We start from the raw sequence: 24,274 nt of genomic DNA, 5'->3' as shown, positions 1-24,274 counted from the left end.
GGCAAAATGGCGCCATGGACAACGGCGCCGCAGCCCCGGCATCACCCAAGGTATTGGTCGTCGACGACGACTCGGACGTACTCGCCTCGCTGGAACGCGGACTGCGACTGTCTGGATTCGAGGTGTCCACGGCGGCCGACGGCGCCGAGGCGTTGCGCAGCGCGAAGGAGACCCGCCCCGATGCCATCGTGCTGGACATCAACATGCCGGTGCTCGACGGCGTGAGCGTCGTGACGGCGCTGCGGGCCATGGGCGACGACGTGCCGGTCTGCGTGCTGTCCGCGCGCAGCTCGGTCGACGACCGGGTTGCCGGGCTGGAGGCCGGTGCCGACGACTACCTGGTCAAACCGTTCGTGCTCGCCGAGCTGGTGGCCCGGGTCCGGGCGATGCTGCGGCGGCGGGGGTCGGCGGCCAGCTCCTCCTCCGAGACGATCACGGTGGGTCCCCTCGAGGTCGACATCCCGGGCCGGCGCGCCCGGGTCAAGGGTGTGGACGTGGACTTGACCAAGCGGGAGTTCGACCTGTTGGCCGTGCTTGCCGAACACAAGACCGCGGTGCTGTCGCGCGCGCAGCTGCTCGAGCTGGTCTGGGGCTATGACTTCGCCGCCGACACCAATGTGGTCGACGTGTTCATCGGCTATCTGCGGCGCAAACTCGAAGCCGGCGGCGCGCCGCGGCTGCTGCACACCGTTCGCGGGGTCGGCTTCGTCCTGCGAACACAGTGAAGGCCAGCGTGAATGTCATGAAGTTGCTCCGGCGTATCTTCGCCCGAACGCCGTCACTGCGGACCCGGGTGATGCTGGCCACGGCGATCGGAACCGCGATCGTGACGGTGATCATCGGCGCCATCGTGTGGGTCGGGATCACCAACGACCGCAAGTACTGGCTGGACCGGCGCCTCGATGAGGCCGCCGGGCTGACCGTGCCACTGATCGGTCTGGGTGAACTGCCCCGGTCGGCCGGCACCACCGACGCGGTGATCACGCTGCGGCGCCCCAACGAGGTGACGTCGAACTCCGCGGTGGTGTTGCCGGAGCTCAAGCCCGGCTACGCCGACACCGAGATCGACGGCGTGCGCTACCGGGTGCGGACCGTCGACATTCCCGGTCCGGGGCCACGGTCGCTGGCCGTGGGCGCCACCTACGACGCCACCCTGGCTGACACCAACAACCTGCACCGCCGGGTGATCCTGCTCTGCACGGCCGCGATCGGTGCGGCCGCGCTGCTGGGCTGGCTGTTGACGGCGTTCGCGGTGCGGCCCCTGCGCCGGCTGGCGCAGCAGGCCCGGTCGATCGACGCCGGCGACGAACGGCCCGACATCGAGGTGCGCGGCGCCACCGAGGCGGTGGAGATCGCCGAGGCGATGCGCGGCATGCTGCAACGGATCTGGACCGAACAGGACCGGACCAAGGAGGCGCTGGCGTCGGCACGCGACTTCGCCGCCGTGTCCTCGCATGAGCTGCGCACTCCGCTGACCGCCATGCGGACCAACCTCGAAGTGCTGACCACCCTGGACCTGCCCGATGATCAGCGCAAGGAAGTGCTGCACGACGTCGTGCGGACCCAGACCCGGATCGAGGCGACGCTCTCGGCCCTGGAGCGGCTGGCGCAGGGCGAACTGTCCACCTCCGACGACCACGTGCCGGTCGACATCACCGACCTGCTCGACCGGGCTGCCCATGACGCGATGCGGGTGTTCCCCGACCTGAATGTGTCGCTGGTGCCGTCCCCAACCTGCATCATCGTCGGCCTCCCGGCTGGGCTGCGGCTGGCGGTGGACAACGCGATCGCCAACGCGGTCAAACACGGCAACGCCACCGAGGTGCAGTTGTCGGCGGTCACCTCCCGCGAGGGCGTGGAGATCGCCGTCGACGACAACGGCGGCGGGGTTCCCGAAGACGAGCGCCATGTCGTGTTCGAGCGCTTCTCGCGCGGATCGACGGCTTCGCATTCGGGCTCCGGGCTGGGCCTGGCGCTGGTGGCCCAGCAAGCCCTACTGCACGGCGGCACAGCGTCGCTGCAAGACAGTCCGCTGGGTGGAGCCCGCCTGCTGCTGCAGCTGCCGCCACCGCGCTGAGCGCACGATCAGTCGGTTCCGGTGGGCGGGTCCGCGCGGTGCGGGCCGGTCGCGATGTCGTTGACGACGTGGTCGCTGCCCCAGGCGTCCTGTGCCGCGTCCGCGACGGCGGCGGCCTCGCCGGCCGTGGCCGTGCCGCCCAGCCGCACGGTGGCGCCGTCGAAACCCAGGCTGAAGTCGTCTATTGCGGCCGCCGCCTCGAACACCGGGCCCACGCCGGACAGGTCGATGCTCGGCGCTTCCGGCGTCACCCCGAGTCGGTCGACGACGGTGAGGTCCTCACTGGAGCCGTACACCGCATCCAGCAGCGCACGCCGGGCCGCCGGATCGGCCACGTCGCCGACCAGGGTGACCTCATTGCCGTGCCGGATCACCGCTACCGGTTCGGCGCGCCCCGCCGCGAGCTCGGGATCCGCGATGGGCTGGGGCGCGCGCTGCAGCAGCCCGTAACCGATCGCGGCGAGCAGCGCCGTGGCCAGCGCCGCGGCGAGCAGCCGGGCACGCACTCTCAGCGGGTGCCGAGCAGATCGATCACAAACACCAGGGTCTTGCCGGCCAGCGGGTGACCGGTCCCGGCGGGGCCGTAGGCCAGCTCCGGGGGGATCACCAGTTGCCGGCGACCGCCCACCTTCATCCCGGGAATGCCGTCCTGCCAGCCGGCGATGAGGCCGTCCAGCGGGAACTCCAGCGATTCGCCGCGGTTCCAGGAGCTGTCGAACTCCGCGCCGGTGTTGTAGTCGACACCGAGGTAGTGCACGTTGACGAGCGCGCCGGGGGCGGCGGTGGCGCCGTCGCCGACGACGATGTCCTCGATGACCAGTTCGGTGGGTGCCGGGCCGGTCGGAACGGTGATCTGTGGCTTACCGGAATCGGACACGATGGTCACCGCCCGCCGATGCCGACGTAGTCGCGCTCGGTGGAGCCGGTGTACACCTGGCGGGGGCGGCCGATCTTGGAATCGCCCTCGTCGTGCATCTCGCGCCAGTGCGCGATCCAGCCGGGCAGCCGGCCCAGCGCGAACAGCACCGTGAACATCTGGGCCGGGAAACCGATCGCCCGGTAGATCAGGCCGGTGTAGAAGTCGACGTTCGGGTAGAGCTTGCGCTCGACGAAGTAGTCGTCGGTCAGTGCGGCCTCTTCGAGGTCCTTGGCGATGTTGAGCAGTTCGTCGTCGCCGCCGAGCTTGCCGAGGATCTTGTCGGCCTGCTCCTTGACGATGCGCGCCCGCGGGTCGTAGTTCTTGTAGACCCGGTGGCCGAAGCCCATCAGCTTGACGCCGTCTTCGCGGTTCTTCACCTTGCGTACGAAGTCGGTGACGTTGCCGTTCTGCTCGTCGCGGATCTGCTCGAGCATCTCCAGCACCGCCTGGTTGGCGCCCCCGTGCAGCGGGCCCCACAGCGCGTTGATGCCACCGGAGATCGAGGTGAACAGGTTGGCCCGCGACGAGCCCACCAGGCGCACCGTCGACGTCGAACAGTTCTGCTCGTGGTCGGCGTGCAGGATGAACAGCATGTCCAGGGCCCGAACCACCTCGGGGTCGGCCTCGTAGGGCTCGGCGGGCAGGCCGAACGTCATCCGCAGGAAGTTCTCCACCAGGCTCAGCGAGTTGTCCGGGTACAGGAACGGCTGACCGGACGACTTCTTGTAGGCGTATGCGGCGATGGTGGGCAGCTTGCCCAGCAGCCGGATGGTCGACAGTTCGACCTGGTCGTTGTCGGAGGGGTCCAGCGAGTCCTGGTAGTAGGCGCTCAGCGCGTTGACGACGCTGGACAGCACCGGCATCGGGTGGGCGTTGCGGGGGAAGCCGTCGAAGAACCGCTTCAGGTCCTCGTGCAGCATGGTGTGCCGCTGGATGCGGCCGGTGAACGCGGCCAGCTGTTCGGCGGTGGGCAGCTCACCGTAGATCAGCAGGTAGCTGACCTCGATGAAGGTCGACTTCTCGGCCAGCTGCTCGATCGGGTAGCCGCGGTAGCGCAGGATGCCGGCGTCCCCGTCGATGTAGGTGATGGCGCTCTTCACCGGCGAGGTGTTGGCGTAGCCGTTGTCGAACGTGGTGTAGCCGGTCTTGGCCAGAAGCGAACCGATGGCAAGAGCGTCGGATCCCTCGGTCGCCTTGACGATCGGCAGTTCTAGCTCGCCGCCCGGATACCGGAGAGTGGCGGTGTCATCGGTTGCGGCCACAGGGAACCCCTTTGCGCTATTCGGCTGAACAGATAGAACGTGTATAGGAAAAGGTAGTCGGTTCTGGGCCGGCGCGCCCGCCCGGGGGCGGGGTATGTGCTATCGACCGTCCGGCGAGGATCGTTGCCGGCCTTCGGCGGGCCGGCGATAGCGCAGAAATGCGGGCGCTGCCAGCGCCGCAAGCAGCACGCCCAACACCACCAGAACCCCACCGCCGGCGGCCGCCGCGGCGGTGCCCACCACCGCCCCGGCGGCGCCGTGCACGGCATCGGCGAGTCGGGGGCCGCCGGCGACGATCACGATGAACACGCCCTGCAGCCGGCCCCGGATCTCGTCGGAGGCGGCCTGCTGCAGCATGGTCGAACGAAACGCCGCCGAGACCATGTCCGCGGCGCCCCCGACCGCCAGGAACGCCAGCGCCACCCACAGCACCGGGCCGGGATGACCACCGGCGTGGGCGACGGCGAACCCGAAGCCGATCATGGCCACGCCCCAGACCACGATGGCGGCGACCACGGCCAGGCCCTGCCGGGTGATCCGGGGCAACCAGCCCGAGAACACCCCACCGAGCACGGCGCCGGCCGACATCGCCGCGGCCAGCAGGGCCATGGTGGTGCCGCCCTCGACCGGGCCGCCGAAGTTCACGCTCGCGATCTGGGGAAACAGTGCCCGCGGCATGCCGAGGACCATCGCGATCAGGTCCACGACGAACGACATCAGCACCACGGTGTTGCCGGCCAGGTGACGGAAACCGTCGAGCACGGCCGCGATCCCGAAGCCCGACGGCCCGGCCGATTCCGCCGGCGGCATGGGAGCCAGCCGGAATGTCGCCCAGATCGGGAAGATGCAGGCGGCCGCATCGATCAGATACAGCGTGGACAGGTCCACCCAGCCCAGCAGCAGCCCGGCCAGCAGCGGCCCGACGATGGCGCCGAACTGCATGACGGTCATGTTGAGCGAATTGGCGGCGGGCAGATCACGACCGGCCACCAACCGTGGAATCGCCGCGGATCTGGTGGGGGCGTTGACGGCGTAGAACCCCTGCTGCACGCCCAGCAGCACGAGCACCACCCAGACGTTGTCCACGGCGGCCGCGGCCTGCCACCACAGCAGCAGCGAGGCCCCCGCCAGCCCGCAGGAGGCGATGATCAGCAGCTTGCGGCGATCCATGGCGTCGGCCCAGGCGCCGCCGAGCAGACCGAAGACGATCAAGGGCACCAGCGCGAACAGTCCGGACAACCCGACGTAGGCCGAGCTTCGGGTCAGCGCATAGATCTGCACCGGGACGGCGAAGATCGTCAGGTTCGCACCGATGACGGTCGGGATGCCGGACAGCCACAACCGCCGGAAGTCGGGACTGCGCAGCGGAGTGGTGTCAGCGAAGATCCTCACCGCGGCAGCCTCACGGCTGGAGCCGCTCCACCACCCCGCCGGTCATCCGAATCCGGTTGTGCAACCGGCCTTCCCGGCCCTGCCAGAATTCCACCACTTCCGGGGCGATCCGGTAACCGCGCCAGTTGGCCGGGGCGGGGATCGATTCGGCGCCGGCGAACTGGGCCGTCACCGCGTCCAGTTGCGCCAGCAGTGCGGCGCGCGACGCGATCGGCTGCGATTGCGCCGAGGCGCAGAAACCCAGCTGCGACGCCCGCGGGCGGTGTTCCCAGTACTGCGCGCTGACCGTCTCGTCGAGCTGGGTGACCGGTCCGCGAATGTGCACCTGCCGACCCAGTTGGTACCAGGGGAACGTCGCTGCGGCGTAGGGGGTGGCGGCCAGTTCCGCGGCCTTGGCCGAATCGGAGTCGGTGAAGAAGGTCACACCGTTCTCGTCGAGGTTCTTGCACAGCACCGAACGGCTGACGGGGCGGCCCGCGTCGACGGTGCACAGCACCATCGCATTGGGCTCGGCGATCCCGGCCCGCTCGGCATCGCCGATCCAATTGCGCAGCAGAACCTCCCAGCCGTCCTCGAGCCAGTCCACGTCGAGGTCGCCGCTGTTGTCCTTCTCCTGATACTCCACTCGCATCGCCGCCAGGTGCTCGTTGTCGGGGCCCGTACTGTGCACCGCCCAACGCTACGCCCGGCCCCCACCCAGCGGCCTTACCGGCCGGTAGCAACCGCCGGTCAGCGGGGTGGAAGAATCCGGAGCATGACTGCTGCGGTTCCGGAGAATTTTGTCGCCGGCTTGGAAGGCACAGTGGCCTTCACCACCGAAATCGCCGAACCTGACAAGGATGGCGGTGCGCTGCGTTACCGCGGCGTCGACATCGAGGACCTTGCCGGCAAGGTCGGTTTCGGCGACGTGTGGGCCCTGCTGGTCGACGGCGACTTCAACCGGCCGCTCTCCCCTGCCGAACCGCTGGAGCTGCCGGTGCGCACCGGCGACGTCCGGGTCGACGCGCAGGCCGGGGTGGCGATGCTGGCCCCGCAGTGGGGTTTTCAGCCGTTGCTGGACACCGACGACGCCACCGCCCGCGATCAGCTCGCGCGCGCCTCGGTGATGGTGCTGTCCTATGTCGCCCAGTCGGCTCGCGGCGAGCAGGCCGCGGTGTCGCAGCAGACGATCGATTCGTGTTCCACCATCACCGAGCGGTTCATGACCCGCTGGCGCGGTGAGCCCGACCCGCGCCACACCGAGGCGATCGACGCCTACTGGGTCTCGGCGGCCGAGCACGGGATGAACGCCTCGACCTTCACCGCCCGCGTCATCGCCTCCACCGGAGCCGATGTCGGCGCGGCCCTGTCCGGGGCGATCGGTGCGATGAGCGGCCCCCTGCACGGCGGCGCTCCGGCCCGTGTCATTCCGATGATCGCCGAGGCGGAACGCACCGGCGATGCGCGTGCCGTGGTCAAGGGCATCCTGGACCGGCGCGAGAAGCTGATGGGTTTCGGGCACCGGGTGTATCGCGCGGAGGACCCGCGCGCCCGGGTGCTGCGGGCCACCGCCAAGCGACTGGCCGCCCCGCGCTTCGAGGTGGCCGCGGCGCTGGAGCAGGCGGCGCTGGCCGAGCTTCGGGAGCGTCGCCCGGATCGGGCCATCGAGACCAACGTGGAGTTCTGGGCGGCGGTGATTCTGGACTTCGCCGAGGTGCCCCCTGCGATGATGCCGGCGATGTTCACCTGCGGCCGCACCGCGGGCTGGTGCGCCCACATCATGGAGCAGAAGCGACTGGGCAAGCTGGTGCGCCCGTCGGCGATCTACGTCGGGCCCGGGCCGCGCAGCGCGGCTTCCGTTGCGGGCTGGGAACGCATCGCCTCCGCCTGACCCGCCCTCCCTGGCGCGCTTGGGCTAGCCTCCCTGCGCTCCTCCCTGCGCCCCTCCCTGGCGCTTGACTGGCCTCCCTGCGCCGAACGTGTAATCAGCCCGAGATTCTGCGCGGATTCTCGCCCTCAGTACACGCTCGGCGAAGCGCGAGTCGGTATTTCAGCGGCGCCGCAGCGCGCCGAGCAGGTTCTGCAGCAGCGGCAGACTCGAGTGGTCCTTGACCTCGTCGAGCATGTCGGGGACCCGGGTGAACTTCACCCGCGGCCGGCCCTGGGCTTGTCCGCGCTCGATCTCGGCTTGGTCGATAGCCTTCCATCCGGCGGCGTCGATGACGTCGGGTTGGCGGGCATGCACCATCCGGGCCACCGCCCGCGGCCCGGCCACCGGCTCGGTCAGCAGGCCCGCGTTGTAGTCGGAGGCCAGCGTCTGGATGGTTTTGAGCGAGTCGGCCTTGTTGGAACCGATGAAACCGTTGGTGCCGCGCTTGATCCAGCCCGAGACATAGGCGCCCGGAACACGTCGCCCGGTCGCCGGGTCGATGACGCGCCCGCCTTCGTTGGGGACCACGCCGGCCGCGTCGTCGAAGGGCAGGTCGGCGATGGGCGTGCCGTGGTAACCGATTGACGTCAGCACCATCCCGGCGTCGATACGCCGCACCTGATCAGTCCCGGTGACCGTGAATTCTATTGCTTCACAACGGCTGTCGCCGAGCACTCGGGCCGGGGTCAGCCCGTAGGCGAACCGGATCCGGGGGCGGGTGACCGGCGCGCTGGCATCGCCGAGCTTGGCCAGTACCTCCAGCTTCTGGCGGGTCAACATGTCTTGGTCCGCGGCCAGATCCTCGCGCACCCGGGCGTGGTCTTCGGCGTCGAGTACCACGTCGGCCACCTGCGTCAGCCCCACCAGCTCGGGCAGGGTGAACGCCGAGGCGGCCGGCCCGCGCCGAGCGACGATCACCACTTCCTGAACCGCCGAGTCGCGCAACGCCGCCAGCGCGTAGTCGGCGATGTCGGTGTGGGCCAGCCGATCCGGGTCGGCGGTGAGGATGCGCGCCACGTCCAGGGCCACGTTGCCGTTGCCCACGATCACGACCCGCTCGCCGCTGAGGTCGACGGACAGGTCGGCGAAGTCCGGATGCCCGTTGTACCAGCCGACGATCTCGGTCGCCGTGCCCGTTCCGGGCAGCCCCATGCCGTCGATCTCCAGCCGCTTGTCGTGCAGTGCGCCGGAGGCGTAGAGCACGGCGTGGTGATGCTCCAGCAAGTCGGCGTGGCTCAGATGTCTGCCCACCTCGACGTTGAGGAAGAACTGGAACCCCCGGCGCCGGGTGATCTGGTCGAACAGCCGGGTGGCGAGCTTGGTGCGCTGGTGGTCGGGAGCAACGCCGGCGCGCACCAGGCCGTAGGGGGTGGGCAGCTTCTCGAACATGTTCACCAGCACACCCGGCTGGGTCAGCAGTTCGTCGGCGGCGTACATGGCCGCGGGGCCGGAACCGACGATGGCCACCGTCAGCGGATATTTGCCGCGCTGGGGCACCTCGGCGGCCGGCAGAATCGGAGCCAGTTTGGAGGTCGGCGGCAGCTTCACACCCTCGGGGCGTTCGGGGTAGAAGGACTTGTTGATCTCCACGAACGGCAGCTGCTCGGTGACCACCTTGGTGTGCGGGACGATCGCGTCGACCGGGCAGGCCCGCACGCAGGCCCCGCAGTCCACGCACGCATCCGGGTCGATGTAGAGCATCTCCGAGGTGGCGAAGCCCGGCTCGTCGGGTGTGGGGTGAATGCAGTTGACCGGGCAGGCGAACACGCAGGACGCGTCGTTACAACACGCCTGGGTGATTACGTGTGGCATGGCGCGCGGCGCCGCTACGCGACCGAGGCCGAGGCCACCGGGGTGAGGTGCTTGCGCTGCGGCTGGCTGCGGAACCTCGACGGCGCACCGTGGATGCGGCAGATCCGCCAGACCAGTTTGGCCACCGGGTTCATCAGACCGGTGTCGTGGCAGAGCATCCGGACGTCGCCGAACATGTCCTGCAACATCTGACGGGCTTCTACCGAGCGGAAGAAGATGTCCTTGCGCACCTCGCGCGGGATGTCGAACTCGCTCCAGAAGGCCTTGGGCGGCACCACGATCGCCGAGCACAGAATCCGCATCACGATCGGCACGTACAGCGACAGTGCGAACCGCTGACGGCGCGGCAGACGCGGGATGCGCTTGTGCAGGTACTCATGTGCGAAGGAGATGTGCCGCGCCTCCTCGGCCACGTGGATGGCCATCACCCGCTCCATGATCGGGTGCAGGGTCTTGCCTTCGCGCAGGATGCTCTTCTGGATGTGGTCGATGGGCTCCTCGCCGGCGAGGATGCCGAACCAGAACGGGATGGGCGCCGGGCCGGCGACCAGCGGGATCACCGGCTGGACCCACTTGAGCAGTCGCGGCATCCCGGGGACGTCGGCACCGATGTGGTTGACCATCTCCTGGAACATCATGGTGTGGTTGCACTCTTCGACCGCCTCGTGCAGGCAGTAGCGGTACTCGGGGGAACCGTTGGGCACCCAGAACGCGTACTCCATCAGGCCGCGGATCAGGATGGATTCGAAGTGCAGTCCCACCTTGGCGACGTTGGCCTGGCGCCACATGCCGATCTTGATCTGCACGTCCTGCGGCTGCTGCTGGTACCACCAGTGCCGGCCGATCGGGTCGGTGGCCGGCAACACCCAGCGCGGGTCGTTGTCGGTGACCTTGAACTCGGGACTGTCCCAGTCGATGTCGGTGTAGGGATTGAAGTTCCGGCGCACCGAACCTTCCGACAGGGTGTTGAGCGTCTCGACGTAGGCCGGGTCGTCGGTCACTTCCATGTTGGCTCGCCACCGGCGCACGATCCGGGTTCGGGCTGCTTTCTGAGCCATCAGAGACACCTCCACCAGTCGTTTACATTTACTAGGCTTATGTACAACGGTACCGCAGGTATCGGTTACCCGTCTAGGGTCAAGTCCAACCTTGTGGGCGTGACAGGTGTCGAGTGCGACAAGTGATCTGCGTCACAGTAAACCTGCGATGCAGCAGGGTATGGGCCGCTGTCTACGCTGGAGCCCATGGCTGAACAGCTCACGATCCCGGACACCATCAAGCCCGCCGACGGACGGTTCGGCTGCGGGCCGTCGAAGGTCCGCCCCGAGCAGTTGAACGCGCTGGTCACCACGGCCGCGCCGCTGTTCGGCACCTCGCACCGACAGGCTCCGGTCAAAGACCTCGTCGGCCGGGTCCGCTCCGGATTGCGCGAGCTGTTCTCGGTGCCCGACGACTACGAAGTGGTCTTGGGCAACGGCGGATCCACGGCCTTCTGGGACGCGGCGGCATTCGGCCTGGTGGACAAGCGGTCGCTGCACCTGACGTACGGCGAGTTCAGCGCGAAGTTCGCCTCGGCGGTGGCCAAGAACCCGTTCGTGGGCGACCCGATCATCATCAAGGCCGACGCGGGCAGCGCCCCCGAACCGCAGTCCGACCCGTCGGTCGACGTGATCGCCTGGGCGCACAACGAGACCTCCACCGGGGTGGCGGTGCCGGTGCGCCGGCCCGCCGGCGCCGGCGACGCCTTGGTCGTGATCGACGCGACCTCGGGTGCCGGCGGGTTGCCGGTCGACATCACCGAGGCCGACGCCTACTACTTCGCGCCCCAGAAGAACTTCGCCTCCGACGGCGGATTGTGGCTGGCCATCATGAGCCCGGCCGCGCTGGCGCGCATCGAGGCCATCGCGGCGTCCGGCCGGTGGGTGCCGGAGTTCCTGTCGCTGCCGATCGCGGTGGACAACAGCACCAAGAACCAGACCTACAACACCCCCGCGATCGCCACCCTGGCGCTGCTGGCCGAGCAGTTGGACTGGATGCGGGGCAACGGCGGATTGGACTGGGCGGTCAAGCGCACCGCGGACTCGGCGCAACGGCTCTACTCATGGGCCGAGGAGCGGCCGTTCACCACGCCCTTCGTCGCCGACCCGGCGCTGCGCTCGCAGGTGGTGGGCACCATCGACTTCGTCGACGAGGTCGACGCCGCGGCGGTCGCCAAGGTGCTGCGGGCCAACGGCATCGTCGACACCGAGCCCTACCGCAAGCTGGGCCGCAACCAGCTGCGCGTCGCGATGTTCCCCGCGGTGGAGCCCGACGACGTGAGCGCCCTGACCGAGTGCGTGGACTGGGTGGTCGAGCGTCTCTGAGCGCGGTTGCGCACAGCGCGCAGACCGCAGCGGCCCCGCCGCTTTCCCCGTGATCGGATCGTTATAACGCCGGTGTGTCACGCCGGACCGGGCTGCCGACTGGACTAGAGTCCGCAGGTAACCGGCGTTCGCAAGGAGAAGTCATGCGGGAACTGAGGGCCATCGGCCTCGACGTCGACGGCAACCACATCATCTGCGAAAGCGCCGGCGACGGCGAAGACCACACCGAGATGTTCCGGGTGCGCATCGATGACCGGTTGCGCGGCGCGGTCCGCGGCGAAGGCCACCGGGTGGGAAAGAACACGGCCGATGCGGGCAGCAGCATGCTGCGGCCCAAGGACATCCAGGCCCGAATCCGGGCCGGGGCTTCCGTCGAACAGGTGGCCGCCGCGGCCGGTGTCGACGTGGCCCGGGTGGAGCGCTTCGCCCACCCCGTGCTGCTCGAGCGGTCCCGGGCCGCCGAACTCGCCGCCGCCGCCCACCCGGTGCTGGCCGACGGCCCGGCGGTCTCGACCCTGCTGGAGGTCGTCACCTCCGCGCTGCTGTCGCGTGGCCTGAGCTCCGACAGCACCAATTGGGACGCCTGGCGCAACGACGACGGGCGCTGGACGGTACAGCTGGCATGGAAGGCGGGGCGCTCGGACAACGTCGCCCACTTCCGGTTCGCTCCGGGCGCGCACGGCGGAACGGTCACCGCCGTCGACGACGCGGCCATGGAGCTGATCGACCCGGACTTCGACCGACCGCTGCGGCCGGTTGCCGCGGTCGCGGCGCTGGACTTCCAGGAGCCGGCCGCCCCCGCCGAGGTCGACGCGGAACCGGTCCAGCAGCGTTCGGGCAGCCGCGCCCGCCGCAGCAAGCCCCCGGTACCGGGGTGGGAGGACGTCCTGCTCGGGGTCCGTTCGACCGGTCAGCGCTGAGCGACCAGCACCACCAGCGCCAGCCACCCGCTCAACACCCCTAACCCGGCGCCCAGCGCCAGCCATCGCAGCACCGGCGTGCCCCGCCAGCCCCACACGGTCGGAGCCAGGCCGCCCACCGCGACCACATTGAGCACCACCGCCACCGCCGGGTGCACCCGGAGCAGGCCCAGCGTCAAGACCGCGATCGCGGTGCCGGTCACCGCCGCGGCGAACGCGGCCACGGTCAAACCCGTCCCCCACGGCGTACGCGGTCTGGACGTCATTGCGCCAGCCTGCTGCGCTCGTAGAACGCCAGCGCCGCCGCCGTTGCGACGTTGAGGGAGTCGGTTCCCCGCGACATCGGGATGCGGACCCGCATGTCGCTGGCGCGCATCGCCCGCTCCGACAGGCCCGGGCCCTCCGCTCCGACCAGTACCGCCACCCGCTCGTCGCGCAGCGTGGTCATGGCACTGGACAGCACCTCCGCGCCCGGGTCGGGCGTCATCGCCAGCAGCCGGAATCCCTGCTCGCGCAGCATCGTCAGGTCTGCCGGCCAGTCCGCCGAGCGGGCGAACGGCACCAGCAGGGCGTGGCCCATCGAGACCCGCACCGAACGCCGGTAGAGCGGGTCCGCGCAGCCGCTGCCGAACACCACCGCGTCCACGCCCAGGCCCGCGCCGTTGCGGAAGATCGACCCCAGGTTCTCGTGATCGTTCACGCCCTCGAGCACCGCGATGGTCCGCGCCCCCGCCACCAGCTCGGCCACCGGCGGCTCGGGCACCCGCGATGCCGCGGCCAGCACACCCCGGTTGAGGTGAAACCCCACCACCTCGGCCATCACCTCCGCCGACACCCGATAGAACGGGACGTCGGGGGCGTCGGGGCCGGTCAGGTCGGCGCTCAGCTCGGTCAACCGGCGATCGGTGCCCAGCAGCGCCCGCGGGGCGAACCGCGAGGCCAGCATCCGCTGCACCACCAGCACCCCTTCGGCGATCACCAGCCCCTTGCCCGACTGCAGGTCCGGGCGGCGATCGATGCTGTTGAGGTCGCGGAAGTCATCCAGCCGAGCATCGCGCGGGTCGTCGATATCGACAACATCGACGAGCCTGGTCACTGCGTGGACTTTACCGGCGAGGCGCTAACGTCAACGGCGATGACCCCTCCACACTCCCCCGAACCGCCCCCGCTGCCGACCGCGCTGCTTCGCGTGTGGCCGGTGATCGGCGCGGGATTCGTCGGCTTCTGCTGCGCGACCCTCGCCGCGTTCACGGTGCCCGCCCTGGAGAGCTGGCGCACGGTCAGTGTGGGGGGCTTAGGCGTCGGGGTGATCGGCACGACCGTCTTTCTGGTGCAACGCGCGGCGGCGCGCCGCGGCGCGCGCGGAGCCCAAACCGGGCTGGAACACGAATAACCCCGCATAGAGTTGTGAACCGACAATCGAGGAGGAATGCTATGGCGGCCCCACTGCTGACGGCACAGATCGACATCAACGCGCCGGTTGCCAAGGTCTGGGCACTTATCTCGGACTTCCGGCGGATGCCCGAGTGGAGCCCGCAGTGCAGGTGGATGAAGCCGCTGGGCGCGGTGCGCCCGGGCACCCGCACCATCAACTTCAACCGGCGCGGCCGGATGTTCTGGCCCACCAGCTCCGTCATCACCGAGTACGTCCCGGAGCGCAAGCTGGCTTTCCGCGTCAGCGAGAACCGCACCGTGTGGAGCTATGAGCTCGAACCGACCGCAGACGGGACGCGGGTGGTGGAGAGTCGCCACGCCGCCAATGGCGAAACCACCGCGGTCTCGGCGTTTTTGGTGGGCAAATTCATGGGCGGGACGCCCGCTTTCGAGCAGGAGCTGGTCGAGGGTATGAACGCCTCACTGGCCAAGATCAAGGCCGCCGCAGAACGCAGCTGAACGCGGGGCGCCAGGGCAACGACCGTCGGAACTGGGAGGAATCCATGGAATCGGTGAAATCCGGGACAGGGCTGCTCGCGGCCACGGCATTGCTGGCCGCCGGCCTGACCCCCGCGGCGGCCTCACTTGAGGCCACCGGCCAGCCCCTGCCGCTGGTATCGGCGCAGGTGGCGCTGGCCGGCAACGCGGTGGCTGACAGCTTCGATGCGCTCGCGGGATTCGACCTGACCGCCGTCGCCGAGGAGCTCAACCTCCCAGGCGGCGCCGATCTGCTCGACCTGCTGCCGGGCGACACCAACCTGTACGACCTCCTGCCCGGCGCGGCCGACGCGTTCGACGTGCCCGGCGCCGCCGCCGCATTCGACTTCGTCGGCCTGTTCAACGCCGAGGTGGCGGCCGCCGTGGGGCTGTTCAACCGCTTCATCAGCCTGCCGTTCACGCTGTACAACGACGTCGAGAACCTGATCACCAGCCTGCTCAACCTCGACTTCGGGATGGCGTTCAGTCAGGCGGTCAGCATTCCGCTGGACATCGTCAACTACGTGGTCGGGCTGCCGGGAGCCGTGATCGGCACCGTGTTCAACATGGTCTTGGTGCTCCCGGGCGAATACCTGTTCAACTTCGGTTAGGGCGTCTGCGGCTCATCCGGGTTTTCCGCGGCCTCGCCGACGGCAGCCTCCGGCGCCTCAACGGCCGCCTCAGCGGCTTCGGTCTGCGGCTCCGGCGCCGTCTCGGCCGGGGCCTCGACTGAAGCTGCGGCTTCGGCTTCAACCGGGACGTCGGCTTCAACCGGGGCCTCGGATTCGGTTTCGACCGGGGCCTCGGCTTCAGCCGGAGCGTCGGTCGGCGCTTCGGCGACGGCGTCTTGCTCGGCCGGGGCCTCGTCCACCGACTCAGCCGGATCGACAGCGGCAACGGCAGTGGCGTCGACGATCTCCAGCACACCGTCGTCGAAAGGCTCGTACGCCGGGGATCCGGTTCCGGCGGGCGCCGGGGTGTCGCTGTGCGCGCCGCAGCCGTACCGGTTGTCGACCACATGCCCGTCGGCGGACATCTCGTTGCCGCACACACCGAACACGGTGCCCAGCTCGCCGGCGAGCGGCAGATAGAAGCCACAGTCGCGGCAGATCCGCTTGGTGGAGCGCGCCATCGCCGAATCCGGCCCGTAATCCCCGTCATGCCAGCGCTGCGCCGCCTCGGCGCGGCCCACCGGACTCATCAGCCAGCGTCGGCCCAGGCCGATCTCACCGGCTACCTCGTCGAGCTGCGGGTCGCCGCTGGAGGTGTAGCCGGGTACCAGGCGCGGGTCGTCGGCCGGCGGTGCCAGCAGGTCGCCCGGTCCCAGATCGCCCGGCCGGACGCGCTGGTCCCACGGCACCCACTCGGGGGCCAGCAGGGCCGAGGGGCCGGGCACCAGGACCACCTCGCTGATCGTGGGCCGGACGGCGCCGGGGACGGCGGCGACGACGACGGCCCACTGCCATCCCTGGTAGCCGGGCAGCAGTGCCCGGAACCGGTGGGTGGCCGCACTGGCGTCCTCGTAGTCGACGCCCAAATGCTCACCGACGGTATCGGCGCCGCTGAACTCAGCGACGGCCGAGCGTGCCTGTTCGACAGCCATGGCCAGCACCGTGGGCACGGCGATGGTCGCAGTGTCTGATTCTGCGCTGGGTCCGGTCACGCGGGTCCCTTCCGTTCAATGACGCCACTCATACTGCCGCAGCGCGGCTCAGTCAGCCACATGCAGGCACGACGACGGCCTGCGCGGGCAAGCGGCCGGCATAGGGAAGAATCGCGGATGTGTCTGCACGGCGGCGTGATCTTCCCGAACCGGGCCGGCGCCGTACGCCCCCGGCCGCCGGCGGCGGCGGGCGCAACGGCTCCGCCGGACAACATCCCGGCATGGCCAACTACCCCAGTAACCATACGGGTGACCAGCGCCGACGCCCGATGCCCAGTGCCAACCGCTACCTGCCACCGCTGCGCGAGCACACCGAGACGCCGCGCCACCACCCGCCGTCGGGCGGTTCGCCGACCAGCGAGCGGGTGGGGGTCACCCGGGCCGCCGCGGCCCGCAGCCGCGAGATGGGCTCCCGGATGTACGGGCTGGTGCAGCGGGCCGCCACCGCCGACGGCGCCGACAAGTCCGGTCTGACCGCACTGACCTGGCCGGTGGTGGCCAACTTCGCGGTGGACGCGGCGATGGCGGTGGCACTGGCCAACACCTTGTTCTTTGCCGCCGCCGCCGGCGAGAGCAAGGGCCGGGTGGCGCTGTACCTGCTGGTGACGATCGCGCCGTTCGCGGTGGTCGCGCCGCTGATCGGTCCCGCCTTGGACCGCGTCCAGCACGGCCGCCGCGCGGCCCTGGCCATGTCGTTCGCGCTGCGCACGGTCCTGGCGCTGGTGCTGATCGCCAATTACGACGGTGTCGCGGGAACATTCGGCTCCTGGGTGCTCTACCCCTGCGCGCTGGCGATGATGGTCCTGTCCAAGTCGTTCACGGTGTTGCGCAGCGCGGTGACGCCCCGGGTGATGCCACCGTCGATCGACCTGGTGCGGGTCAATTCCCGGCTGACGGTGTTCGGCCTGCTCGGCGGAACGATTGTGGGCGGCGGCGTCGCTGCGGGCGCGGAGTATGTCTTCACCCGCCTGTTGGCGCTGCCGGGCGCGTTGTTGGTGCTCGTCGCGGTGTCGGTGGCCGGCGCGGTGCTGTCGATGCGGATTCCGCGCTGGGTGGAGGTGACCACCGGCGAGGTCCCGACCACGCTGAGCTATCGCTTCGACGAGCGGCGCCGCAGCTGGCCCGAACAGGTCCGGCGGGCCGGCGGGGCACTGAGTCAACCGCTGCGGCAACCCCTGGGCCGCAACATCATCGCCGCGCTGTGGGGTAACTGCACCATCAAGGCCATGGTCGGGTTCCTGTTCCTGTACCCGGCGTTCGTCGCCAAAGCGCACAACGCCGGCGGCTGGGTGCAGCTGGGGATCCTCGGGCTGATCGGCGCGGCGGCGGGAGTGGGTAATTTCGCCGGCAACTTCACCAGCGCTCGCCTTCAACTCGGCCGTCCGGCGGTCCTGGTGGTGCGCTGCACCATGGCGGTGACTGCGGTCGCGCTGGCCGCGGCGGTGGCCGGAACCCTGGTGATGGCCGCGGTCGCCGCGCTGGTGACCTCCGGGGCGAGCGCCATCTCGAAGGCGTCGCTGGATGCCGCGCTCCAGGACGACCTGCCCGAAGAGTCGCGGGCGTCGGCGTTCGGCCGCACGGAGTCCACCCTGCAACTGGCCTGGGTGTTGGGTGGTGCGCTGGGGGTGCTGGTATACACCGACCTGTGGGTGGGCTTCACCGCGATCACGGCTCTGCTGATCCCGGGTCTGGCCCAGACCATCCTGTCGTTCCACGGCGACTCGTTGATTCCCGGTCTCGGGGGCAACCGGCCGGTGCTGATCGAGCAGGACGGTGCCCGCATGGATGCGGCGAGACAGGGGTGATGTGCAGGTGAAGCGCTCGACGGTCGTCGCGGTGGCGGTCCTGGCGGTGGTGGCCGCGACGCTTGCCGGGTTGGGCACCTGGTGGTTCACCCGGGCCGAGGAGCCGACGCCGCCGCAGATCAGTGTGTTCTCCAACGGGCACCTCAGCCGGGTCGGCCCGTACCTGTACTGCAGCGTGCTCGACCTCGATGAGTGCCTGCTGACCCAAGAACGGGCGACCCTGGCGGTCGACTCGCGGCATCCGGTGCAGCTGTCGGTGGACACCACCATCGGCCGGGCGCCATGGCGGTTGTTGCTGCTCTACGACAACCCGGACGAATCCACCGGCAAGATGTATCCGCCGGGCAGCACGCTGGCGGTCACCGTCCCCACCGTGGATCCGCAGCGCGGCGCGCTGCGCGGCCTGGTGGTACAGCTGCTCACCCTGGTGGTCGACAGCAGCACCGGCGAACAGTTCGCGGTGCCGCACGCCGAATGGGCGGTCGGGATGCGCTGGAGCCGTCCGGCGCTGAGCTGACGCCGGGACCCCTATCGGCGCCGGCTGCGCCGCGCTAACGGCCGGCGCTGACCGGCTCAGCCCCGTGCCCGGCCGGCACCCGCTCTCCGTCAGGCACCGGACCCGGCGGCGTTCCGTCCCCGAACGGCCTGCCGCCCAAAGCTTCTCGTCCATGCGGCGACAGCCAATTGGCCAGATCCGGCCCGACGGGAACGATCTGCGACGGGTTGATGTCGGCATGCACGATGTAGTAGTGCTGTTTGATCTGGACGAAGTCGATGGTGTCGCCGAACCCGGGCGTCTGGAACAGATCCCGGGCGTAGGCCCACAGCACCGGCATCTCGGAAAGCTTCTGCCGGTTGCACTTGAAATGACCGTGGTAGACCGGGTCGAACCGGGCCAGCGTGGTGAACAGTCGGACGTCGGCTTCGGTGATGGTGTCCCCCACCAGATATCGCTGGTCGGCCAGTCGCTCGCTGACCCAGTCCAGCGCGCTGAACAATCGGCCGTAGGCGGCGTCGTAGGCCTCCTGGGTGCCGGCGAAGCCGCACCGGTACACGCCGTTGTTGATTTCGGTGTAGATCTTTTTGCTCACCTCGTCGATCTCGTCGCGCAGCGATTCGGGATACAGCTGGGGAGCCCCCGGCCGGTGATAGGCCGTCCATTCGGTGGAGAAGTCCAAGGTCATCTGGGCGAAGTCGTTGGTCACCACCGCACCGGTGGGCACGTCCACCATCGCCGGGACGGTGATCCCCTTGGGATAGTCCGGAATGCGCTTGAAGTACGCGTCTTGCAGTCGCGGTATCCCCAGGACCGGGTCCACCCCGCCCGGGTCCAGGTCGAAGGTCCAGCTGCGCTGATCGTGGGTGGGCCCGCAAAATCCGATGGAGATGGCGCTCTCCAGGCCGAGCAGGCGCCGCACGATGATCGCGCGATTGGCCCACGGGCAGGCCCGCGCGACGATCAACCGGTACCGGCCCGGCTCGACCGGATATCCGTCACGGCCATCGGCGGTGATACGGGTGGAGATGTAGTCGGTGTCGCGCGTGAAATCGCCGCCGGCGAGGTAGCTGGCCATGCCTTCCAGAGTGCCACGGCCGGCCACCCGCTGCGGCCGCTACGGAGATCAGCCGGTTGCCGTCGGCGCGTGCAGGTTTCGCACTGTGGGCGATGAGGGCACCTCGCGCGGGTCCGGGTAGGTGCCCAGCAGCCGGTCGGCAGTGCCGGCGGTGGTCACGGTGAACCAGTACCGCTCGTTCTTGAAGTGGTGGTACCGGTGATTGCGCCAGACCGCACGGTAGATCGCGTGGCGGGGTTTGTAGTCGGTGTGCACCAGGTAGTGAATCCACTCGTAGAACACCAGGAACGTGGCGATGGTCAAGACGAACGTCAGCCCTTTGCCGGGGTTGCCGAAGGCGACGAACGCCAGGGGTGTCAAACCGGCGATGATCACGATCAGGCTGGGCCACGGGATGAAGATCAGCGGAATGTCGCGGGGGTCGCGGTGATGCCGGCGATGGTCGCGGGCCAGGCGCGAGTCGATTGTGACCCCGGCCAGCGTGCGCGGCCGCCAGTGCAGGATGCCGGTATGGATCAACCACTCGCCGACAGGCGAAAAAGCCACCAGCGCAACGGCGATAGCCGTATCGACGATCGACCATCCGCCCACCGCCAGGCGCGCCGCCAGTAGGGCTGCGACCCAGGCGACGAGCATCCAGGGAGTCGGGTGCCGGATGAACTCGGCGAATGCCTGGGGCAGGCCCTGTTGCTTGCGGGTCATCGCGGGCCCTCCAGCTGGGCAGTGAGTTCGGCGAACGCGGCGCTGCCCAGTTCGAGCAGCTGTTGCGCGATCCGCCGGGAGTCGTCCTGGTCCCCGGCGGCAATCGCCTCGGCGAGCGACCGATAGTGCGCAATATCGCCGACCTCAGCGGCCATCACATTGACGAGCACATCGAGGGCGGGGATGTAGACCTGGCGCAACGTGTTGAAAAGCAGCCGGAACGCAATGGATTCGGCGCCCTCGACGATGATTTCCCAGAAGCCGAGGGCACGCCACATTCGTTGCAGGGGGTCGGGTTCGGCTGCCAACTCGTCGACCGCGGCCCGCAGACGTCGGCGAGCGTCGTCGGTGACGCGCGCCGCCGCCAGGGCGGCCACCTGGGGGCCGATCACGGCGCGGGCCTCGATCACGCTGGCCAAGGTGTCCCGGTCGACGTCGCCGCCGTGCACCAGCAGGAGCGGCAGCACATCGAAGCCTGCCTCGGCACGAAAGTCACGGACCACGGTCGACTCGCCCTGACGGACCTGGATGAGGCGCGCGCGGTCCAACCGGCCCAGCGCCTCCCGGACGGCGGCCCGCGAGACGCCGAGCGCCTCGGACAGGGTCCGCTCGCTGGGCAGGGTCTCGCCGGGCGTCCGGTCGCCGGAGAGCACCTGCCCGGCAAGCTGGGCGAAGATCTCGTCGGGGATCGACTGGCGGGCGATCGGCTGCAGACTCACAGTCCGGACACTAGCACCTTCCTTGGCTGGAGGTCTGGTGGTCAGACCAGTTCACTGAAACCGGGCCGCCGAACCGATGCAACAGGGTGGCCGCCGAAGATCAGCGGCCCGCTGAGCTCAGGCGTCGAGTTCGCGGGCCACGGCCTTGACCACCTCGGAGATCTGCCGGGCGGTCTTGCGGTCCGGGTAGCGCCCCTTGCGCAGCTCGGGCTGCACCGTGCCTTCCAGCAGAGTGATCATGTCCTCGACCATGCCGTGCAGCTCGTCGGGGGTGTGCCGGTGCTCGGCCGGAGCTGCCTCGCGGCGATTCCGGGACAGGCTCGGCGGCGGGTCGATCAGCTTCACCGTCAGCGCCTGCGGGCCGCGGCGGCCGGCGGCGACGCCGAACTCCACCCGCTGGCCCGCCTTGAGACCCTCCACACCGGCCGGCAGGGCCGAGGCGCGGACGTAGACGTCCTCGCCTTCTTCCTGGGACAGGAAGCCGAAGCCCTTCGCGGCGTCGTACCACTTCACCTTGCCGGTCGGCACTGGTCTCACCTGCTTGTCTTGCTGATCACGGACTCGAGGACATAAAGGAAGCGTCCCGCCTGCGCAGGACGCGTCAGCAGCAGATCTTACTCGGACCGCGACCCACAAAACACCCAGGTTTACTCGGTAGGCTGACCACGGCGCTGAAGGAGATCTGGACCGCGCGCCGAAATCGATCCGGCCGCTCTCCGGCCGACGGAATCGGATACGGACATGACGTTGAGGGAACGGGATCGACGCACCCCACCTGGGCAGGTGGCGGCCGACGCCGACCCGGGCGCAGTCACCCGGAAAGCTTTCGACGAAGCCGCGCAACGCGCCGCCGCCACCGCCATGCCCACCTCCGGACCGTTGGTGGACACCTTCGGCCGCGTCCACACCGACTTGCGGATATCCCTGACCGACCGCTGCAACCTGCGCTGCACCTACTGCATGCCCGCCGAAGGACTGGACTGGATCCCCAGCACCCACCTGCTGTCCGACGCCGAGCTGATCCGGCTGATGCGGATCGGCGTCACCCGGTTGGGCATCACCGACATCCGGTTCACCGGCGGCGAACCGCTGCTGGCCCGGCACCTGGAAAGCGTGGTCGCCGGCGCCGCGGCACTACGGCCGCGCCCCGAGATCGCCCTGACCACCAACGGCCTGGGCCTGGCCCGGCGCGCCGGCGCTTTGGTGGAGGCCGGCCTGGACCGGATCAACGTGTCGCTGGACACTGTCGATCGCGCCCACTTCGCCGAGATCACGCGCCGAGACCGCCTGCCCCACGTGCTCGCCGGGCTCGACGCGGCCGCCCGGGCCGGCATGACACCCATCAAGGTCAATGCCGTCCTCGACCCCAAGATCACCGGCGACGACATCGTCAACCTGCTGCACTTCTGCCTGCAGCACGGCTACCAGCTGCGGGTCATCGAGATGATGCCGCTGGACGCCGACCACCGATGGACCCGCGACGCCGGACTCGACGTCGATCAGGTTCTGGAGGCGGTGGGGGCCCGCTTCACGCTGCGCCGCGACGCCAAGCCGCGTGGATCCGCGCCTGCCGAGCTGTGGCAGGTCCAGGAGGGCCCGGACACTCCCGCGGGCACGTTCGGAATCATCGCCTCGGTGTCACGCCCGTTCTGCGGCAGCTGCGACCGGACCCGGCTCACGGCCGACGGCCAGATCCGCAACTGCCTGTTCGCCACGGACGAGTCCGACCTGCGTGCCCTGCTGCGCAGCGGGGCCGACGACGGCGCCATCGAGCAGGCGTGGCGCGCCGCGATGTGGCTCAAGAAGGCCGGCCACGGCATCAACGACCCGAACTTCATCCAGCCGGACCGGCCGATGAGCGCGATCGGGGGCTGAACGAATGACCGAGATCGCAGCGACGACCACTCAGACCGGAGGGCCCATGGACAGCGTCGCGGTGACGGTGCGCTACTTCGCCGCGGCCCGGGCAGCCGCGGGGGCCGAATCCGAGACCGTCAGCGTGCCCCGCGGCGCGGGGGTGGCGGGCCTGACCGAGACGCTTTCCGGCCGCAATGAGCGTCTGGCGGCGGTGTTGAGCCGCTGCTCCTATCTGCGCGACGGTGTCGCGGTGCGCGACCACGAAGCGGCGTTGCGGCCCGGTGAAACCGTGGATGTCCTGCCGCCGTTCGCCGGCGGATAACATGATCTACGTCACATAACGGATTGATCACGGCCTGACAACGGCTTGATTGCGGTGCCTCTGACCTGCGCAGATACGGTTGTTTCCTGGCGCTATGGGAAGAAACAGCGATGAAAACGCCATAGCGCGTCAAGGGTGACTCATGGCAGAAGACCCGATACGGTGCTTCCCGGGTGTATCGAAAAATCTTCCGTTCGATCCGCCTTTCCTCACCCGTAGCGCCGAGCTTCATCCAACGGGCGAGGAAAACCACAAATACCTGATGGATGAAGGCGGGGGACCCAATGGGTCCGCCGAGTGCGGCCCGGAGGCCATGACAGGCCTCTAGAGGTGAAGCCGACGATGCGCCAACCGTGCGCGTCCCGGCCGGGCAGCCCCTCTGCCCGAACCCGACGCTGACCTCGCAGGCGTAGACAGAGAGGAATTCACCACCGTATGAGTGGACGGCATCGCAAGCCCCCCCAATCGCATGTCAACATCGCCAAAATCGCATTCACCGGAGCCGTGGTCGGTGGCGGCAGCCTCGCCCTCGCGGGCACCGCGGCCGCAGCTACCGATGACGAATGGGACCACGTAGCCCGCTGCGAATCCGGCAACAACTGGAGCATCAACACCGGCAACGGCTACCAGGGCGGACTGCAGTTCTCGCCCAGCACGTGGAGTGCCCACGGCGGCGGCAAGTACGCCCCCTCGGCACACCTGGCCAGCCGCGAGCAGCAGATCGCCATCGCCGAGCACGTACTGGCCACCCAGGGCCGTGGCGCCTGGCCGGTCTGTGGGCGCGGCCTGTCCAGCGCGACCCACCGCGAGGTTCCGGTGACACCGCCGGCGGACGCCCCGATCGACAACCCGGAGATCAGCGGCGAGGCCGTGGCCTTGGACAACCCGCTGGCACCGCCGCCCGCCCCCGAGCCCGCGCCGTGGTGGGCTCCCCCGGCCCCCGAGGCACCGGCGCCCGCCGAAGGCGCGGCACCGGTAGAGCCCGCCGGTTGGATTCCGCCGGCACCGGAGGCACCCGCCCCCGAAGCTCCGGCACCGGAGGCGCCCGCATTCGAGGCCCCGGCCCC

27 protein-coding genes and 1 riboswitch are annotated in these 24,274 nt (G+C 69.5%); of the genes, 13 read left to right on the top strand and 14 right to left on the bottom strand.

Annotated features, from left to right (window positions below):
* The first annotated feature begins 14 nt into the window (after window positions 1-14).
* Both AWC02_RS08230 and AWC02_RS08225 read left to right on the top strand, forming a co-directional pair.
* Window positions 15-725 carry a response regulator transcription factor gene (locus tag AWC02_RS08230; protein WP_085128295.1) on the top strand — a complete coding sequence of 237 codons (711 nt, stop codon included), beginning with the start codon at window positions 15-17 and terminating at the stop codon, window positions 723-725.
* Window positions 726-742: 17 nt separating this feature from the next.
* Window positions 743-2,077, top strand: coding sequence for a HAMP domain-containing sensor histidine kinase (locus AWC02_RS08225; RefSeq protein ID WP_085128356.1), 1,335 nt, complete (start codon window positions 743-745; stop codon window positions 2,075-2,077).
* A gap of 8 nt (window positions 2,078-2,085) precedes the next feature.
* Here AWC02_RS08225 and arfA read toward each other — a convergent pair whose 3' ends face one another.
* The 5 genes from arfA to pdxH all read right to left on the bottom strand — a co-directional run bounded on the left by arfA (window position 2,086) and on the right by pdxH (window position 6,320).
* A complete protein-coding gene (gene arfA, locus AWC02_RS21600; RefSeq protein WP_085128294.1) occupies window positions 2,086-2,583 on the bottom strand; it encodes a channel-forming protein ArfA/OmpATb in 498 nt (165 codons plus the stop codon).
* A gap of 2 nt (window positions 2,584-2,585) precedes the next feature.
* Window positions 2,586-2,954, bottom strand: coding sequence for an FKBP-type peptidyl-prolyl cis-trans isomerase (locus tag AWC02_RS08215; protein WP_085128355.1), 369 nt, complete (start codon window positions 2,952-2,954; stop codon window positions 2,586-2,588).
* Window positions 2,955-2,959: 5 nt separating this feature from the next.
* Window positions 2,960-4,258, bottom strand: a complete 1,299-nt coding sequence (locus AWC02_RS08210; protein ID WP_085128293.1) for a citrate synthase — start codon at window positions 4,256-4,258, stop codon at window positions 2,960-2,962.
* A 99-nt stretch (window positions 4,259-4,357) separates the two neighbouring features.
* Complete coding sequence (locus AWC02_RS08205; RefSeq protein ID WP_085128292.1) at window positions 4,358-5,650, bottom strand: MFS transporter; 1,293 nt, start codon at window positions 5,648-5,650, stop codon at window positions 4,358-4,360.
* Between the two features lie 10 nt (window positions 5,651-5,660).
* A complete protein-coding gene (gene pdxH, locus AWC02_RS08200) occupies window positions 5,661-6,320 on the bottom strand; it encodes a pyridoxamine 5'-phosphate oxidase (protein WP_272818981.1) in 660 nt (219 codons plus the stop codon).
* An 84-nt stretch (window positions 6,321-6,404) separates the two neighbouring features.
* On the opposite strand from pdxH, the gene AWC02_RS08195 reads away from it, so the two are divergent.
* The gene (locus tag AWC02_RS08195; RefSeq protein ID WP_085128291.1) at window positions 6,405-7,520 is read left to right on the top strand and encodes a citrate synthase 2; all 1,116 of its coding nucleotides are present in this window, start codon (window positions 6,405-6,407) and stop codon (window positions 7,518-7,520) included.
* A gap of 159 nt (window positions 7,521-7,679) precedes the next feature.
* Here the strand turns inward: AWC02_RS08195 and AWC02_RS08190 are convergent, their stop codons facing one another.
* Complete coding sequence (locus tag AWC02_RS08190; RefSeq protein ID WP_085128290.1) at window positions 7,680-9,371, bottom strand: FAD-dependent oxidoreductase; 1,692 nt, start codon at window positions 9,369-9,371, stop codon at window positions 7,680-7,682.
* Window positions 9,372-9,385: 14 nt separating this feature from the next.
* Complete coding sequence (locus AWC02_RS08185) at window positions 9,386-10,429, bottom strand: AurF N-oxygenase family protein (RefSeq protein WP_085128353.1); 1,044 nt, start codon at window positions 10,427-10,429, stop codon at window positions 9,386-9,388.
* A 186-nt stretch (window positions 10,430-10,615) separates the two neighbouring features.
* Between AWC02_RS08185 and serC the strand changes: the two genes are divergently transcribed.
* Window positions 10,616-11,734 carry a phosphoserine transaminase gene (serC, locus tag AWC02_RS08180; protein WP_085128289.1) on the top strand — a complete coding sequence of 373 codons (1,119 nt, stop codon included), beginning with the start codon at window positions 10,616-10,618 and terminating at the stop codon, window positions 11,732-11,734.
* Window positions 11,735-11,877: 143 nt separating this feature from the next.
* Complete coding sequence (sepH, locus tag AWC02_RS08175) at window positions 11,878-12,654, top strand: septation protein SepH (RefSeq protein ID WP_085128288.1); 777 nt, start codon at window positions 11,878-11,880, stop codon at window positions 12,652-12,654.
* Here the strand turns inward: sepH and AWC02_RS08170 are convergent.
* Both AWC02_RS08170 and AWC02_RS08165 read right to left on the bottom strand, forming a co-directional pair.
* Window positions 12,645-12,920 (bottom strand): DUF2537 domain-containing protein, encoded by a 276-nt coding sequence (locus tag AWC02_RS08170; RefSeq protein ID WP_085128287.1) that lies wholly within the window; start codon window positions 12,918-12,920, stop codon window positions 12,645-12,647. The two genes, sepH and AWC02_RS08170, sit on opposite strands and share 10 nt — an antisense overlap.
* On the bottom strand, window positions 12,917-13,750 hold the full coding sequence (locus tag AWC02_RS08165) for a TrmH family RNA methyltransferase (RefSeq protein WP_085128286.1): 834 nt from the start codon (window positions 13,748-13,750) through the stop codon (window positions 12,917-12,919). The genes AWC02_RS08170 and AWC02_RS08165 overlap by 4 nt, the downstream gene beginning before the upstream one ends.
* A 39-nt stretch (window positions 13,751-13,789) precedes the next feature.
* Between AWC02_RS08165 and AWC02_RS08160 the strand changes: the two genes are divergently transcribed.
* The 3 genes from AWC02_RS08160 to AWC02_RS08150 are packed head-to-tail and all read left to right on the top strand — an operon-like array spanning window position 13,790 to window position 15,176.
* Window positions 13,790-14,047 carry a DUF2530 domain-containing protein gene (locus tag AWC02_RS08160; RefSeq protein ID WP_085128285.1) on the top strand — a complete coding sequence of 86 codons (258 nt, stop codon included), beginning with the start codon at window positions 13,790-13,792 and terminating at the stop codon, window positions 14,045-14,047.
* 41 nt (window positions 14,048-14,088) lie between these two features.
* Window positions 14,089-14,547, top strand: coding sequence for an SRPBCC family protein (locus AWC02_RS08155; protein WP_085128284.1), 459 nt, complete (start codon window positions 14,089-14,091; stop codon window positions 14,545-14,547).
* 44 nt (window positions 14,548-14,591) lie between these two features.
* Window positions 14,592-15,176, top strand: coding sequence for a hypothetical protein (locus tag AWC02_RS08150; protein WP_085128283.1), 585 nt, complete (start codon window positions 14,592-14,594; stop codon window positions 15,174-15,176).
* Here the strand turns inward: AWC02_RS08150 and AWC02_RS08145 are convergent.
* Window positions 15,173-16,168, bottom strand: coding sequence for a DUF3027 domain-containing protein (locus AWC02_RS08145; protein ID WP_085128352.1), 996 nt, complete (start codon window positions 16,166-16,168; stop codon window positions 15,173-15,175). The two genes, AWC02_RS08150 and AWC02_RS08145, sit on opposite strands and share 4 nt — an antisense overlap.
* A gap of 281 nt (window positions 16,169-16,449) precedes the next feature.
* On the opposite strand from AWC02_RS08145, the gene AWC02_RS08140 reads away from it, so the two are divergent.
* Window positions 16,450-18,033 carry an MFS transporter gene (locus tag AWC02_RS08140; RefSeq protein ID WP_109560926.1) on the top strand — a complete coding sequence of 528 codons (1,584 nt, stop codon included), beginning with the start codon at window positions 16,450-16,452 and terminating at the stop codon, window positions 18,031-18,033.
* A 7-nt stretch (window positions 18,034-18,040) separates the two neighbouring features.
* The gene (locus AWC02_RS08135; protein ID WP_237160385.1) at window positions 18,041-18,550 is read left to right on the top strand and encodes a DUF2771 domain-containing protein; all 510 of its coding nucleotides are present in this window, start codon (window positions 18,041-18,043) and stop codon (window positions 18,548-18,550) included.
* Between the two features lie 34 nt (window positions 18,551-18,584).
* Here the strand turns inward: AWC02_RS08135 and AWC02_RS08130 are convergent, their stop codons facing one another.
* The 4 genes from AWC02_RS08130 to AWC02_RS08115 form a co-directional block, all read right to left on the bottom strand.
* Window positions 18,585-19,607, bottom strand: coding sequence for a glutathione S-transferase family protein (locus tag AWC02_RS08130; protein WP_085128351.1), 1,023 nt, complete (start codon window positions 19,605-19,607; stop codon window positions 18,585-18,587).
* Between the two features lie 48 nt (window positions 19,608-19,655).
* Window positions 19,656-20,309, bottom strand: a complete 654-nt coding sequence (locus AWC02_RS08125) for a sterol desaturase family protein (protein WP_085128280.1) — start codon at window positions 20,307-20,309, stop codon at window positions 19,656-19,658.
* A complete protein-coding gene (locus tag AWC02_RS08120) occupies window positions 20,306-21,028 on the bottom strand; it encodes a FadR/GntR family transcriptional regulator (protein WP_085128279.1) in 723 nt (240 codons plus the stop codon). The genes AWC02_RS08125 and AWC02_RS08120 overlap by 4 nt, the downstream gene beginning before the upstream one ends.
* A gap of 117 nt (window positions 21,029-21,145) precedes the next feature.
* The gene (locus AWC02_RS08115) at window positions 21,146-21,556 is read right to left on the bottom strand and encodes a cold-shock protein (protein WP_046319358.1); all 411 of its coding nucleotides are present in this window, start codon (window positions 21,554-21,556) and stop codon (window positions 21,146-21,148) included.
* A gap of 213 nt (window positions 21,557-21,769) precedes the next feature.
* Between AWC02_RS08115 and moaA the strand changes: the two genes are divergently transcribed.
* The 3 genes from moaA to AWC02_RS08100 all read left to right on the top strand — a co-directional run.
* Complete coding sequence (gene moaA / locus AWC02_RS08110; RefSeq protein WP_085128278.1) at window positions 21,770-22,903, top strand: GTP 3',8-cyclase MoaA; 1,134 nt, start codon at window positions 21,770-21,772, stop codon at window positions 22,901-22,903.
* 4 nt (window positions 22,904-22,907) lie between these two features.
* Window positions 22,908-23,207 (top strand): MoaD/ThiS family protein, encoded by a 300-nt coding sequence (locus AWC02_RS08105; RefSeq protein WP_272818980.1) that lies wholly within the window; start codon window positions 22,908-22,910, stop codon window positions 23,205-23,207.
* A 246-nt stretch (window positions 23,208-23,453) separates the two neighbouring features.
* A riboswitch (cyclic di-AMP (ydaO/yuaA leader) is annotated at window positions 23,454-23,633 on the top strand.
* Window positions 23,634-23,642: 9 nt separating this feature from the next.
* Window positions 23,643-24,274: transglycosylase family protein (locus AWC02_RS08100; RefSeq protein ID WP_165757871.1), on the top strand; the 632-nt coding region annotated here is incomplete at its 3' end.

Source organism: Mycolicibacter engbaekii (assembly GCF_002101585.1).
GTDB classification, from domain to species: Bacteria; Actinomycetota; Actinomycetes; order Mycobacteriales; family Mycobacteriaceae; genus Mycobacterium; species Mycobacterium engbaekii.
The sequence above is the reverse complement of the archived record's forward strand: the minus strand, read 5'-3'. Positions and strand labels throughout refer to the sequence as shown.